13 protein-coding genes are annotated in these 15,571 nt (G+C 41.4%); all 13 read right to left on the bottom strand.

Annotation, left to right across the window (positions count from 1 at the left end):
- Positions 1-63: 63 nt before the first annotated feature.
- The 13 genes from PSE6802_RS0124555 to PSE6802_RS36020 all read right to left on the bottom strand — a co-directional run bounded on the left by PSE6802_RS0124555 (position 64) and on the right by PSE6802_RS36020 (position 15,432).
- Positions 64-1,701 carry a GMC oxidoreductase gene (locus PSE6802_RS0124555; protein WP_026103538.1) on the bottom strand — a complete coding sequence of 546 codons (1,638 nt, stop codon included), beginning with the start codon at positions 1,699-1,701 and terminating at the stop codon, positions 64-66.
- A gap of 84 nt (positions 1,702-1,785) precedes the next feature.
- Complete coding sequence (locus PSE6802_RS0124550) at positions 1,786-3,621, bottom strand: ABC transporter ATP-binding protein (protein WP_019502663.1); 1,836 nt, start codon at positions 3,619-3,621, stop codon at positions 1,786-1,788.
- Between the two features lie 19 nt (positions 3,622-3,640).
- Positions 3,641-5,251: a DUF6298 domain-containing protein gene (locus PSE6802_RS0124545; protein ID WP_019502662.1), complete on the bottom strand. Its 1,611-nt coding sequence runs from the start codon at positions 5,249-5,251 to the stop codon at positions 3,641-3,643.
- 310 nt (positions 5,252-5,561) lie between these two features.
- Positions 5,562-6,767 carry a glycosyltransferase family 4 protein gene (locus tag PSE6802_RS0124540; RefSeq protein ID WP_202950726.1) on the bottom strand — a complete coding sequence of 402 codons (1,206 nt, stop codon included), beginning with the start codon at positions 6,765-6,767 and terminating at the stop codon, positions 5,562-5,564.
- Between the two features lie 96 nt (positions 6,768-6,863).
- The gene (locus PSE6802_RS0124535; protein WP_019502660.1) at positions 6,864-7,520 is read right to left on the bottom strand and encodes a PIG-L deacetylase family protein; all 657 of its coding nucleotides are present in this window, start codon (positions 7,518-7,520) and stop codon (positions 6,864-6,866) included.
- Positions 7,521-7,579: 59 nt separating this feature from the next.
- Entirely contained in the window at positions 7,580-8,344 is a 765-nt protein-coding gene (locus PSE6802_RS0124530; RefSeq protein ID WP_019502659.1) for a glycosyltransferase family 2 protein, read from the bottom strand.
- 11 nt (positions 8,345-8,355) lie between these two features.
- The gene (locus PSE6802_RS0124525; RefSeq protein WP_019502658.1) at positions 8,356-9,330 is read right to left on the bottom strand and encodes a glycosyltransferase family 2 protein; all 975 of its coding nucleotides are present in this window, start codon (positions 9,328-9,330) and stop codon (positions 8,356-8,358) included.
- 200 nt (positions 9,331-9,530) lie between these two features.
- Positions 9,531-10,385: a glucose-1-phosphate cytidylyltransferase gene (locus PSE6802_RS0124520; RefSeq protein WP_019502657.1), complete on the bottom strand. Its 855-nt coding sequence runs from the start codon at positions 10,383-10,385 to the stop codon at positions 9,531-9,533.
- Between the two features lie 73 nt (positions 10,386-10,458).
- Positions 10,459-11,799 (bottom strand): DUF4910 domain-containing protein, encoded by a 1,341-nt coding sequence (locus PSE6802_RS0124515; RefSeq protein ID WP_019502656.1) that lies wholly within the window; start codon positions 11,797-11,799, stop codon positions 10,459-10,461.
- Positions 11,800-11,887: 88 nt separating this feature from the next.
- Positions 11,888-12,427 carry a dTDP-4-dehydrorhamnose 3,5-epimerase gene (gene rfbC, locus PSE6802_RS0124510; RefSeq protein WP_019502655.1) on the bottom strand — a complete coding sequence of 180 codons (540 nt, stop codon included), beginning with the start codon at positions 12,425-12,427 and terminating at the stop codon, positions 11,888-11,890.
- Positions 12,428-12,430: 3 nt separating this feature from the next.
- Positions 12,431-13,711: a class I SAM-dependent methyltransferase gene (locus PSE6802_RS0124505; RefSeq protein WP_026103536.1), complete on the bottom strand. Its 1,281-nt coding sequence runs from the start codon at positions 13,709-13,711 to the stop codon at positions 12,431-12,433.
- 66 nt (positions 13,712-13,777) lie between these two features.
- Entirely contained in the window at positions 13,778-14,854 is a 1,077-nt protein-coding gene (rfbG, locus tag PSE6802_RS0124500; protein ID WP_019502653.1) for a CDP-glucose 4,6-dehydratase, read from the bottom strand.
- A 149-nt stretch (positions 14,855-15,003) separates the two neighbouring features.
- A complete protein-coding gene (locus PSE6802_RS36020) occupies positions 15,004-15,432 on the bottom strand; it encodes a hypothetical protein (RefSeq protein ID WP_026103535.1) in 429 nt (142 codons plus the stop codon).
- Positions 15,433-15,571 lie beyond the last annotated feature (139 nt).

The raw sequence follows: 15,571 nt of genomic DNA, 5'->3' as shown, positions 1-15,571 counted from the left end.
TCGTTTACTTTAGAAAGCTAGAGTTTACACAATTAAGTTAAGTCGGATCGAAGAAGCAGTTCGTTATTGCATCAATGTTTTGATACGATCTGCTAGTCTCAGAGATAAGGCAATAATTGTAAGTGTGGGGTTAGCATACCCTGCGGTGGGGAATACAGAACAACCAGCTATGAATAGATTTGCAATGTTATGAACTTTACAGTTGGCATCAACTACTCCCTGTTTGGGATTGTCGTGCATCCGGGTGGTGCCCATGTGGTGGTGCATCGCAGGTTTCTCTAATTTCCAATCTTCTCGTTTCCGCGCAAACTGCAATTCACCCAGCCCTGCTTTGTCAAACTCTTCTGCCCAAATCTCCTGTACCCGAGTGGCATTTTGAATGTCTATCTCGTTTAAACGCCAGTGAATCTCGACTTTGTTTTGACCGAAGCGATCGCGCTCTGCACTTAGCATCACGCGGTTATTAGGATCGGGAGTTTGTTCGATTTGATAGAAGATCTCAAACTGAGAAAACCGTCTTTTTTCGTAGGGTAGGTAAGACCAGGCACCGCGTCGCAGTGTCGGCAACTGTCGGATTGCTGCCCAGAATCCTGATGCCATAATATAGTCACTGCCCTTCAGTGCTACACTCACATGCTTAAACCAATCCTCAAGCGGTTTGCGCTCGCGAATTGCAGAGACTAGAGAACGGAGGGCAAGAGTAGCCTCCCGTTGATGTTGTAACGGTCGAGGGAAGATTTGAGCACCGTTATTCAAAAGGCGTTCGCGGCGCATCAAATCCTCTGTGAGATGAACTCTCGCCATAACTGGAACTCCCTTAGTTCGATAAATATCGTACAGGGCAGTTTGCTCCAGTAGTTTATGGCTGTACGGAAATAGCGTACAGCTTAAAATGGGGCGATCCATAAAGAATCGACCCACTAAATCGTTTTGATTGCCCAATCCTGCTGGTTGCTGGCGGTTAGAAGCCAACATTAAACGGGCATTTTCTAGTCCCCCTGTAGCCAAAATAAATACCTTGGCGTTCAGCCAGAATTGTCGATCTGGGAATGAGGCAATACGCAAGCGCGTGACTGCTTGCCTTGTTTCGTCGGTAACGATTTCAACTACATTGGCATAAAGGATTGTTTTGATATTTGGCGATCGCCTAATTTCCTCTCGATACCCTTCCGTAAAGGGATAGCGGGGAGCATATTGGCTCATGGACGTGGTAACGCGATCGCTCTTAAAAGCTAATGGCTTTGCTCGTCGATCTTGCCAATCCTCAGGATCGTAAGCATAAGGGCCTATTTGGCAAACCTCATGCGCTCGCTCGTAGAATGGATTTAGATGCGCCTTGGTAAAAGGCCAGCCACTATAAGGCACCCAGTCTCGCTGCTCGAAGTCAATTTCATCGAGGGGCAAGCACCGAAAGCCGTATTCCTTATAACCATTCTGCCCTTCCCAAGTATGAGAAGTACCGCCAAATTGACGAAGGCGTGTACTACTGACCTCGGGATAAGGATCGCCAATTACAGTGCCAGCGCTCAAAGATTGAACTTCCGGATCGAATTCCAATCCGCCACTTTCTAGCAAACAAACCTGAAAATCCTGGTTGGCAAACTCTCGGGCTAAGGTAATGCCTGCTGGCCCAGCCCCAATAATGCAAACATGTGTTTCCAGTACTTCATCTGGTGGTAGCGATCGCGCATCAATCATCATTACTTTTAATAGAACAATAAGTATTTGAATTAATATCTACACAAAGTTTTAGTAAAAGGGAACGCAGGTACTGCTACAGTATCATTAACTCTGGTAGTTTTGGCCTTCTATGACAATTTCTTGATAGCTACCACTTCTAACGATGCGTCCACTGTTCATTTCATAAATGCGATCGCAATGTTCTACCGTTGTTAAACGATGGGCAATCACGATCGTTGTTTTAGTACCGCTTAATTCTCGCAGTGCATCGCCAATCAAACTTTCCGTTTCATTATCCAAGGCAGAAGTTGCCTCGTCTAACACCAATATTTCGCGATCGTGGTAAAGTGCTCTGGCGATGCCGATCCTTTGACGTTGCCCCCCAGAAAGACGAACTCCATTTTCTCCAACAAAGGTTTGCAGACCATCTGGCAGTTGTTCTACTAGCTCTGAGAGTTGAGCCATTCTGACCGCACGATCGAGTTTTTGCTTATCAATTTGACTGTCTGGTAAGCCAAATGCAATATTTCTCTCAATAGTGTCATCCATTAGAAAAATGGACTGAGGTATGTAGCCAATCAGATTTTGCCAGGATCGCAGATTGTTGTATATAGACAAACCATCAACTTGAATATCACCAGACTGAGGAATCAATAACCCTAAGAAAACATCAACGAGAGTAGTTTTGCCAGATCCTGACTTACCAATTAAAGCGATCGATTCCCCCTTTCGAATCGTCAAGCCAACATCTTTCAGTGCATTTGTAGAAGCTTCAGGGTAACAGTAATTTACTCTATCAATGGCTATGCGATCCGTGAAAGCTTGAGACCCTCCTACTCTATCAATATTCAAGCTATCGATATTATGATTTCTGGAAATGTCACTTGAAGTCGAGGTAGGGGACATTGCAAGATATCTCACAGAATCTGGTTTCTCTAATTCCTTCAAATCTAGATAGAGTCTATCAAGTGTAGGCTTTGCATTTCTCAGCACACCCATACAAGTTACAAGCTGGCTAGCTGATGGTATTATGCGAATTGAAGCAACTGCAAAAATACTCAAAACCGAAACTAAGTTTTCCGATCTCTCTACAAAAATTAAAGATAGGGAAACAAACCCAACAACAAACGTAATTAAAAGAGTTTCTATAACAATTCGAGGGAGCTGTTGAAAAGAATGAAAAAGGCTAGCTGCTCTTGCATACTTATTGGCTTGAGCGACTAATTGGTTTTCAAAAAAGCCTTCGCATCCAATCAGTTTTGTTGCTTTTAATCCTCCAATTGCATGATTGACAATCCTGATAGTTTCAGTATTTGCCTCTAGCCCTTCTTTACCCCAACGAGCGACTTTGTGCCTGAAATAGTGAAATGGAGCAATGCCTACTAAAAGAAGCCCTAAAACACTGACTGTAGCTAGTAAGTCTGTCTTTACCAGCAACAATAAAAGAACGATGAGAACAAAAGCATTGGCAATCGAATTCAAAAGTGGGATGGCAATCGAATAGGTGAAATTTGCAGACTCGCCGGAGATATTCTGAATTACATGAGCGGAATTAGTTTTTAGATAAAATGTATAGGGTAGCGATAGATAAGTATGCAACATCCTGAGGCGAAGCAAGACCTGCTGAGTATAGCAGAACTTCAATACATAATTCTGTATTTGGTAGTAGAGAAATGATTTAAAGTAAAAAACTACAACAATTGATAGTCCTAATAAGGCAATAAAATGTTTGGCACTCTTTAATCCCAAATACTCTTGAAAGTTGAATAACCAGATATTGTGTTGAATCATTTCTGGTTTTACTGCTAAAGCAATAAATGGACCGACGAGACCAATGCCTAGAGCGTCCAATGCAGAGATTGTGATAAAAAGAAATACAATCAGTATAAGTTTTGCTTTTTGGGCAGGAATAACATACAAAAATCTAGATAGATAATTCATCTAATTAGTATATCCCTCTCTAGGACTGTGAATAGGTAGGGGAAGCATCTTTGATGTAAAGTACTGCTTCTCCACTAAACGGAGGGAAAAATGAACGATTGCCGCCTCCAGCCGTTTTAATTCCACTGGTAACTATGCCAGTGCTTGGATTCAGCCATTCGGCTACTAATTCATGCTTAGTAGCTGATAGATCGACGATCGTTCTACCACCCGAGGGAGCGTAAACTAAATATTCCGCACCACTTGACGCAGGGTTAGCTAGACAATACCCCGTAGATGCCAGATCGCCTTGTGGGGTCATTGCAGCCAAATTCATCCGATTGGCGTAGGTTAGAGTGTATCCTAAATAACGTCGTAACACGACCCACGGACTATAATTTAGTGAATCTGGTGGTGCTTGATTTATCAAAGTTGATCCTAAGACAAAGGCATTATCATAAGCATCCATAAAAATTGGATTCTCTCCATTTGTAAAGCTCTTCCATACCCACTGCGGGTTATTCCCACAAATTCCGCATAAATGATCTGTATCTGCAAGAATTACCTTCTTGCCGCTAGCAACAGGACGCTCGTCAATATCTCCAATAGGAGATATCCAATCAGCGGGACTATCAAAAAGAGGTGAATTAGACTTAAGTTCGTCAAATGCAGTCATCCCAACAGGATGTTGTTTAGGTTTTCTTCTCTCATAGTTTTTTATATAGGTAGTCATGTGATATTGCCAATCCTGAGAATCCTTATTACTTTCATTACTGATCTCATAAAGGACATTATCGAAATCATTCACAGTGTCGATAACTTTACGAACGTATGCGTCCTGTATTGCTGTTACTGCAGGTGAAACCAATGTGTGAATTTCTTCTCCATTGTTATCACCATTGAAATCACCATCAATTCCATTAATATTATTTGCTTTATTAAAAGGGTGTGTTCTCCAAGGATTGCTACTATGGAAATTCCCTTTCCCATTGTCTACACTCCAACCATTAAAAAGCATCACGGAAACGTAAATTCCCCGATTGCCTGCTTCTTTAACCCGTTCGCGCAACCTATCAAAGTAGGCTTGATTAAATTGAGTTAAATCAAATTTTGGTTCTCCATCTAGCGCTTTATCGGAACCAATACGCTGATATGGTATTGGATAGAACCAGTAATTTTTAACGGTTGTTTGTATCCAGGGACCGGATGTCTCCCAAGTCCATAAACGAAAAAAATTATGATTATTTTTCTGTAAGAAACCCAGATAGGTAGCATAGTCGAACTTGGGGGGGAAGGGGGAACCCCCACTATCCTGCAAATTTGACCATGTGTGCGACCCAGTCAGGTAAACAGCTTTACCTCCACCATCAGTAAAGTAGCGTGGATTTGTTGGATTAACCCGTAACACTCCAGTTGCCGAAGTAGCTCGCATCTCTGTTAAGGGTTGGATTGAAATTTTATCCCTAGAAGTAACAGCAATATTAGGGCTTAAATTAAACTTGACAATTCTTTGTATTTCGCTCGGTAAGTGAAGAATTTTAGTTGCGATTCGAGGAATTTTATTTGCTAAAAGGGAAATACATAGGACAATAACAAAAAGTCCTAATAGCCCAATAGTTTTTCTCGAAAGCAAATATTGAGATTTAGACATTTGAGTATTAAATTGCAAACCACTATAGCGGTTCCATTTGAGTTGTGAACATACTTGTATTGTTAGCTAATATAAAATGTAATTGCAGTTACCAAAAGCGTGGTTAAGATTCAGTGCAATCAGTATGGCGACATTAAGATTAACCCTAAACTTTTCCAGTGTTTTAATAGTTTTATTCTCCTGCCCGATTTCTGGGGAGCGTTATAAGAAGATTAACAAGAAATTAACTGCTGGCAGACTATAAAGCGATTAGACAGGATTTTGGTTCTAACTTTGAGTTAGGCGATTGAGCCATGAAGATATCTTTCCTTCAAGAAATTAGATCTGTTAATAGCTTTTTGACTGTTTTACCAGCTACTGACCAATTTAGGCGTGTCTCATATTCGCTGAATGAAGATAAAGATAATTTTTTATATTGAGAGTAATTAGCGAATAAATTTGAGATGTAACTACAGTAATCGTCAATACTTGCGTTAACTGGGAATTTCTTACCATTTAAATCATCCAAAATCATAGTAGGAATGCCACCAACATCCGTAGTTAAACAAGGCAAGCCAAAGGCTCCGGCTTCAGGCAGAGCATAAGGACTAGCATCAGCTATTGTAGGTAAAATTAGAAAATGAGACTCAGCAAGTAATTTAAAAAGCCTATCTAATCCTTCTTTAGTAGTCTTATCGATGGGAGCCGTTAACTTGATAAAATGTGGAATAGATTCGTCTAGATATGGATAGTCGCCAATAACAGTTAGTTCCGCGTTTACCCCAGCTTGATTTAGCTGCTTAACTACCTGGATCGCAATATCCCCGCGCTTTCTGGACCAATCAAGCCCAAAAAACAATAATTTACAGCAATTAGTAGATCTTGCATTTATTATTGTTTTGATGTCATCTAGAGTGTTATTACACTCAAAATTAGGTCCCCAAGGAACAATTCGTATAATTGCAGGATCGATTTGGTAATGCGCGATCGCACTTTGAGCTGCCCACTCTGAAGCATAAATAAGCAACTTACATCGGCTTAGTGCCGATCTTTCATTAGCAATTCCATTCTCTATACTCTCTTGACATATTACATTTCTAAAGAATGCAGGGTAAAAATCTATTACACTGGCAAAGACACCATCTGTCCAAATCACAATTGGAAGATCTGATTCGAGGTAGGCAACTGGCTGAGACCAAGGGGTGGGGCCGCTACATACTATATCTATATCACCCAGCTTAGATAGTTTTCTGGAGATTTGACGGGCATATTCTTTCAATATGAGAGGAGATCTTTCAACAGAGTACCACCGTCTGTCACTTGGTTTCATGAAACGATTATGATGAAGGCGGCGCTTTATATAAAAGAAAGGTTGGTATAATTTTGGAGTTTGGAGAGGCCCAATATATTCAACTGGGATCGATTGATCCTGGAGAGATTTAGGTTCATAATAGCCACGCGTGCCATAAGAGTTAAGATCCTGCGCATCGTACGCAGTTACCCAGGCTATTTTCATATTAGCTTCCTTGGCAAGCATTTGCCGAATTTCTGAGTTAATTAACGTAAAAACAGACTATGATTCTTTGAGATAGGCTACCACTACTCTTTAGTTGGGGATCCCCAAACATGTGCATCAAATTAAGACAGCTTTTCGGCAATAAAATGCCTCTGCATACTTGTCAGGAGCATTTGACTCGATACCGCGCAGTCTAAGGATTGATAGAAAAGTATCGCTGGAAAACCAATGCTTATTTGACTGAGTAGCAAAGTACTCCATCAAGTAATTTATTTTTCTCTGGCAAATTGACTCGTTAAGATGGACAAAAATATTTGGAATGCCCATATCACCATCATATTTTGGGATCTCATATTCCAATATTAGGTGATTGCGAAACGTGTTCCAGGTTAAGTCAGAGATCACTCTATGATCTTGATGCAGATCGTGGCGATAGTGAGTCAAAACCAAATCGGGTTGGACATCTTTACTGAGCTGATCGAAGAAGTTTTTGATGTCTGCACCGATGTACGGAAAGAAGCGATCGCGAAACCCCTTGACTACGATAGTTTTGTGTTCTACGTCTTTTAAAAAAGCATGGGCACTGGCTAAAGCCTCTTCTTGGCGCTTGTCGGCGGCACCAAAAACGATCCAATAAATACTGATATCTGGATAAGTTTCAATCAGTTTGAGAATTGTTCCACCACACCCAATTTCAACATCATCACTGTGGGCACCTAGACAAAGGAGTTGGCGAATTGGATTTTGATGACGATTATTTAACAGATTAATCATAGAGATGTTTTTATCGCAATCATCTAGTAGATGTTATAGAAAGCTAACATTGAGCCTCTTTACGGTATTTTTGATATCAATTTATGCCCCAAAATATATTTATCTTTTGGGATAATTTTACTGAGGAGTCTCCACCCGATGGCTTTCCGTCGTGCGCGAGCAAATTCTCTGCGTACCTTAATTTCACTAAACTCAAAATACTCGTAGGCAATTCCTTTTTTCCGATTATCATCACTTGTGCGATCGCACCGCAGCTTAATTCTTTCGAAGGTTAAGCTTGGTGAAAGATACTTGTAGTGAAACAATGCATAAGCTGATGGACTCCACTGAACATGCCCAGTTGGATAACAGTGATGTGCTCCCGGAGTGTAGTTAATATTTTCGATTTCAGTTCGCTTAAAACATACAGACTTGCTAAACCAATCATTTGGATACTTGGCTGTAATCTTATCAGGGTTACCGTTGCTGCCAACCATATCAAAGCCCTGAGTCCGTAAAATCGTTACTCCAGAATCATTTAGCCTTTCTAGTTCCACTTGGTCAATCTGCAAGAATTCATCTACATCGCAGGCGATTATCCAGTCAGCCTGACTATTTTTCCACCGCTCATTCTTCATGTCTGAAAGGAGTTGATCGACATAACCATTTGAAAAAATAGGAATGACTTCACAGCCCAAGTTTTTACAAATGGTTGCAGTGTCATCAGTGGACTCATTATCAAGTATTGTGATATCACAATTGGGGAAGCAATTCTGATAATGACGAACAAAATAGGGAATTAAATGAGACTCGTTATGAGCCATTGAAAAGACATGGACTTTCATTGTATATCTCACTATTTTAAAGTAGAAACCTCTTGCTTTTTAGAGAAGATCTTATAGAGTAATGCAAGTTTTTTCGTAGAAACCCTATAAAGGTTCTCAACCAACCGATAATTTACATGAGGATCGATCACTCTCAATAAACCATAAATTCTTAGATTTTTGTTGAGAGGAACTTGTCCCGATAACATAAGTCTTGTCCAATACGCTATGATTGGGACATATACTATTTCCCAGAAGTGTTCAGGTGGTTCAATGTTAGATAGCAAATAGTGAATGACTATCAGTCTTCCTTCAAGGACTGATGCATTCTTTACTACTTTGCCGAGTGAATTTGCATGTGTTCTACCAAAAGTTAAAGGCTCAGCAACGTAGGCGAGATCTGAAACGAGCAAGATTTTTGACCAGAGCAGCCAATCCGCTTCGTATGGCAATTGTGTGTCAAACTTACCAGCGCTGACAAAAACAGATCGCCGTGCAATCCCAGAGAATCGAATTATATTGAGAAACAGCATGTGCTGGCACATTTCTCGACCACTTGCAACAAAATCTGTATCCCAAAGACCTGGATGGAGATGATCCATCAACTGTTTGGATAGATACAGCCTGTTGCCCCGATCGTCAATTTCCCAAGATTGAGAATAGGCAAAGCCTACAGAAGGGTGATTATCCAGTTTTTCAACAAGCCTCTCCAGGAGTCTAGGATCGCAACTGTCATCGGAAGCAGCGATCATCACATATTCACCTTGAGTAGATTCTACGCCTTCATTCCAACGTTTCAAGGGTGAATCGTTTTCATCGTAATATTTTACAGAAACTCTGGGATCTTTTGTGTATTGCTGAATTACATCAACACTGTTATCCGTTGAGCCATTATCAATAATAAGCAATTCAAAGTCTCGATAGGTTTGGCCTAGGAAACTCTGAATGCGTTCGTCTAGATACTGAGAGTAGTTATAGTTAATAATAACAACGCTAACCTTAGGCATGGCTGACCTCTGAAATATCAAGTTCTGGAAGTACAGACATCGGTAGCATGTATAGATACCGATTCTTTGGCGATGACTTTAAGCACTACTTTAATCACTACTAGAGCGCTTCATCGATGAAATGCTCTGGGCATTATTGGTGATGAAGACGCAGTGTATACGTCGCTTAGTGAACTTCAGCTACTGGTGAGGTTCAGGATTCATTTCTTTACCCCTAAAAGATGCTTTTGCTGCATATCAGAGAGTTGAGGTTTTAGGATTTCACCAGTTGCAGATTTAGAAGTTTCCCAAACAGACCATGGAGTATTGCCTTTAGCATGCATCTCGTCAAACATCATCTTTTCCTTTAGCGTATCCATACACGCCCAGAACCCCGGATTTCGATAGGCAATCAATTGCTCTTTCCGAATTAGGCGCTGAAATGGCTCAAGAACTAATTCTTCCCCGTTCTGAATATAATCAAAAATTTCCTGCTTTAAGGCAAAAAAGCCACCATTAATCCAGAGATCGGAGTTGCCAACCGGCTCAATAGTTTGAACTAGAGAATTTTCGCTCAAGGAAATCACATGGAAAGATTGTGATGGTTGTACTGCGAGGAAACTCGCAATTTTGCCTCTTCTCTGGAAGTTATTGAGGTAATCGTCAAGGTTGAGATCGCTTAAACCATCTGCATAGTTAGCTAAGAAAACTTCTTCTCCTTCTAAATATGGCTTTACAGCCACAAGTCGCTGACCGATGTTGGAGTTAAGTCCAGTATCAACAAACGTAATTGTCCAATCTTCAATGTCACTGTTATGGAGCTGAATGTTTTTCCCACCTTTAGAAAGGGTAAAGTTATTAGAGAAACATTCATTATAGTTAAGAAAATAGTTCTTGATATAGTTCCCCATGTAACCGAGACATAGGATAAAGTCCTTATGCCCAAAGTGCGCATAGTACCGCATTAGGTGCCAAATAATCGGGCGACAACCGATTTCAACCATTGGCTTCGGAATTGTTTCAGAATGTTCTCTCAGTCGCGTGCCAAGACCACCGCAGAATAAAACTACCTTCATATTCAAGCTCCTTTGATTGTTTATATTAAGAAATCAAAATCACATTTAGCTCTACTGTTTTTCAGCTTTTTTACTATTTTTCTATAGCATTTCTACTGACTACTTCTTCTGAACATTCTTGTAATAGCGCAGCTTTTTTCAATGCGATCGCCGCACCCTTAATTGCCTGAAATTTTATTCCAGCCCGATTAGCAATATCTAATAATGAGTGGGTTCCATCTGAGAGATTAAGTACCCATAACATTTCCATCTCATCAGCCCTCTTATCTTGCTTGCCACCAAAATTACCGTACAAGCCTCGTTTACCTAATTGGGGCTCGCATTTTGAATTTATATTCAGATATCTTTTGTTACTTTCAAGAATGTCAATAACTTCTAGATAAACTCCTAATGAATCTGCTAAAGAGCTAGGTTTGACAAACTTCAGGTTGTCTGCTGATGTGTGGTATTCTGCATACTTCCCAAATGGCGTTCTGGTTAAACGTCCGATTGGTAGGTTAAACCCTGGCGAGCAATATTGGCGCTCATCATAACCGTATGGAGAAAATTCTTCAATTTTGCTTTCCCGCTCAGTGTGGCTTAAAACATGTTCTACTACTCTATCAATTTCAGCATTGCTACGACGACTCTTTTTGTAGGTCATGCCACCTGCATCTCCTACACCAGATATTACCAGACCATGCTTTATGTGATGTGTCTTAGATTCATTCAGACTCAACCAGGTAATAGAGCCAATTGTCCCAGGGATAAATAGAAGTCGATACGAGTATCGATTTGGCTGCGAACCAAGATATTTGGCCAAGAAAGTCGCTAAAGCTAAACCTGAGAGGTTATCATTACACAATGACGGATGACAAACATGGCAAGAAAACAGAACTTCATCTTCTATTTCTCCAGGTAGATAGTATTCACCATAGGTAAGGTATCCATCTTCAAGCGAGGAATCAATGAATACTTCGTACTCGCCATCTTCAAGTTGCTTCAGTCTATTATGACTTAAGCAAAATCCCCAGTTCTCTTTGTAGTAGGAAGTACGATATGGTACTAGATCGGGTTGTTCGGGTAATGTGAACAGATGTTCTTTTAACTCAGATAAAGACATCTTTCGATGAATTGGAGTACTGTAGTTTAGCAAATGTAAATTTAATACTTGGAAGTCAATTACTTTTTCGCCCAAGTCATTCTTCACGTAAGCATCTCGAACATTCCATTCTTTGGGAACTGTCCAGTCAAAGACTTGCGTACCCGTTGGCACTTCATGAATTACTAGTGGAATTAGTTCTTGGAGGATATGCAGTGATTTTCGAACCCCATCGCCAGTAATGCTCCGACAAATGGGGTATAGTTTAGCGATCAGATCGTACATTTCCAACCCAAGTTGATGGAGATTCTGTGCTTCCGCATAAATGTTCATACTACTCATACCAACTTGCTTTATCGTGAACGTCTGAAATTAGCAATTGCATTATGGCGCGTGTCAGATTAAAGTAAAGATGTGCTGGCTATAACCAACTTGGTTCAAAGTCTTCGTATTCTCGATCGCGCACTGATATAATAGTAACTGGCTCGGGCCATTGAATTTTGAAGTTTGGATCGTTCCAGCGGAAACCACGGGCAAAATCTGGGCGATAAAAATCAGACATCTGATAAAAGACTTCTGTGTTATCTGCCAAAGTTTGAAAGCCATGTGCAAACCCTTTGGGAATGTATAGGGCTTTTCGATTTTTAGCAGTCAGGTGAACGGCAGTCCACTGCATATACGTGCTTGAGTGGGAGCGTAGATCGATAATGACATCATAAATACCTCCCTGCGTACATCTCACTAACTTTGTTTCGGCACAAGGTGGAATTTGTAAATGCATGCCGCGTAGCGTTCCCCTCTTGTTATTGAAAGAAATGCTACATTGAACCAGGTTAGCATCAAGCCCCAGAGTACTAAATTCCTGCTGGCACCATGTTCGAGCAAAAAAACCACGCCCATCTTCCAGTTTTTCTGGCTCAACAATGTAAGAACCTTGCAGCTTGGTTTGAGTGAAAAGCATTGTTTAAGGATAGACCTTAACTTCAGGGATTGGTATAACGAACTGACCGCCCCAATCTCGAATAAAGCTCATTTGTTCCATGATTTCTTCTTTAAAGTTCCAGGGCAAGATGAGAACATAATCTGGCTTGGTTTCCTGAATTTTGCTAGGAGGATAGATTGGGATATGGGTTCCAGGTAAAAACTTGCCATGCTTGTAAGGGTTGCGATCGACCGTGTAGTCAAGAAAATCTGTTCTAATGCCACAGTAGTTAAGAAGCGTGTTGCCCTTGCCAGGTGCACCATAGCCCGCAACTGTTTTCCCCTCTCGCTTAGCTTTGATTAGAAAGTCTAGAAGCTTGCGTTTAGTTTCTCGCACCTGCTCTTCAAAGTTGGTATAGCGATCGAGTGTCGTAAATCCATCAGCTTCTTCGCGGTCTCTCAGCTCAGTGACGCGATCTCCCACAGGTTTCGATAGGTCATCGGAGTGACGTGCATAAATTCGTAAAGACCCACCATGTGTGGGCAACTCTTCCACATCAAAGAGTGTCATACCGTGTGCAGCAAAAATTTTCTCAAGAGTAGTGAAGGTGTGATAGCAAAAATGCTCGTGGTAAATCGTATCAAACTGGTTTGCTGCCATCAATTTCACAAGATGCTGAATCTCTCCAGTGAAAACACCGTGCGGTTTGAGCAAAATCTTGATGCCTGCGACAAAGTCATTCAGGTCGGGTACGTGTGCCAGCACGTTGTTTGCCGCTACTAAATCTGCTTGCTTCCCCTGCTGCACCAATCTTCGGGCACATTCCCTTCCAAAGAACTCATTTAGGGTGGGCATGCCTTTAGCGATCGCCACTTTGGCAATATTGGTGGCAGGTTCAACACCCAAAACAGGAATATTTTTCTCTACAAAGTATTGCAAAAGATAGCCATCATTGCTAGCAAGTTCGACCACCTGACTGTTTTCATTTAAATTAAACCGATCGATCGCGCGATCGCTATATTCTTTACATTGCCTTAACCAGGTATCAGCGTAGGATGAAAAATATGCATATTCTGTAAAGATATGCTCCGGGCTAACATATGCCTCCAGTTGTGCCAAAAAGCAATTTTCACAAACTCGAACATGCAATGGATAAAATGCCTCCATGCGATCGAGTTGCTCGCTATCCAAAAAGCTTTCACATAGGGGTGACATGCCTAAATTTACCAAGGTATGTCGCAAGCCAGTCCCGCAAAATCGGCATTTAGGGGCTTGCTCAGTTGATTTGTCTAGAAGCTTTACGGAGTGGGCTTGCTTAGTCATTAGTTACCTCCAGAATAGCGATAAAAGTTTTGAAATTTAGGTTGTAGATTATTGCGATCGAGCAGTTTATTTAGCTGTTATTGCCATAAACTGATGTATGGATGTCTTAGTCACGTTATGCATATCATCTCCTGCCTGGTAAGACTTAGTCCATGTGGTAATTTGCTCTAGAGCTTCCTCTAAAGATAACTTTGGTTCCCATCCCAGTTTAAGGCGCGCTTTGGAACAATCTAAACTTAGGGCATTAGCTTCATGGGGCTGATGGGCTTTATCTTGCTCCCATGAGGAGTTTTCTCCCCATAGACATAACAATTGTTCGACCAACCAGCCTACTGGCTTCACAGCCGATTCATAGGGGCCAAAGTTCCAGGCTTCAGCAAATGCAGGCCCCTTGCTATAAAGATGCTCAACTAGAGTTAGATATCCATTAAGTGCATCCAGTACATGCTGCCAGGGACGGGTTGCATAAGGGTTACGTATCAAAACAGGCTGTTGTTTGAGAAGTGACTTAACAATATCTGAAACCAAGCCATCTGGAGTCCAATCACCCCCGCCAATAACGTTCCCAGCTCGTGCAGAGGCAATCGCAACACCATGCCCTGCGTAATCCTTAGGGTGAAAAAAAGAATTCCGGTAGGCAGTTGTTACTAACTCAGCACAAGCTTTGCTACTACTATAGGGATCGTATCCACCTAGCGGATCGTTCTCTCGATATCCCCAAAACCATTCCCGGTTCTCGTAACACTTGTCTGAGGTGACATTAACAACAGCTCGAACCCCTCCAACCTGGCGAATCGCTTCGAACAAATTGACCGTGCCCATCACGTTTGTATTATAAGTAAACACCGGATCGGTGTAGGATGCCCTTACAACTGACTGAGCAGCCATGTGGATAACTATTTGAGGTCGAAAACCTATGATAACCTCCTGTAGATATTTGCGATCGCAAATATCGCCTATTACAGAAGTCATTCCGTCTGCCACACGAGCAATCTCAAATAGGCTGGGATTTGTAGGTGGTTGTAGAGCATATCCTAACAACTCAACTCCAATAGATTGGAGCCAGAGCGATAACCAACTGCCTTTAAATCCTGTGTGCCCAGTCAGCAACACCCGCTTCCCATGCCAAAAAGTAATATCCATTTAATATTCTTAGAAGCCGTTAAATATCCAAATTTACTAATGAGTTATTATAGGACAATAGTCAAAATAGTTTTTTGCATTGATATAGGGCGGTGACAAAGAAGCTCGTTATCTATTTTTCGTTAAAACTGAAGAAATCGCTATAATACTCAGCAAGCAAATTTGAAGCCCTTGATAACACTATAAGCAACCATTCGCGAATTCCTACGAGTAAACTCACCTACGGAAGGATTCCCGTCAGGATTAATTGCCCCCATTGCATACTGCCACAGTTCGCGTGGTGCTAATTTGACCTCAAAAGTACGATCTTCTCTAGTTCTAATGTGATACCACTTTGTCTGCTGACACTGTTCGCACCAAAAAGACTCTACCCACTCCCCCTTTAATGGCACCGCTGTTCGTGATGCAACAAGCATCAATGCATCTCGTTTAGCCATCCCTCTTTGTTGTAACTGTTCGGGGCGATCTGCAAATAATGGATATTTTTGGCTAACGCTATCAAGATAACAGCCATGTATAGGACAGTAAATAGCTCGACGTTTCGAACGTTTCCGATTTCGGTCACACCTATTCTGCAATTCGACCTCCCGCATCCGCAAAAATAAAACAACAATCGGAAGATTACGTTGGAGAGACTGAGATCTCAATGACCGTCAAAGCCCGCTCCTGAGTAGTGAATTATTCAATTGATTGATTTTCAGTCCGATCGCGAAGATC

This window comes from Pseudanabaena sp. PCC 6802 (assembly GCF_000332175.1).
In the GTDB taxonomy this organism is placed as follows: Bacteria; Cyanobacteriota; Cyanobacteriia; order Pseudanabaenales; family Pseudanabaenaceae; genus PCC-6802.
Note: the sequence above shows the minus strand (reverse complement) of the source record. Positions and strands in the feature narration are given on the sequence as shown.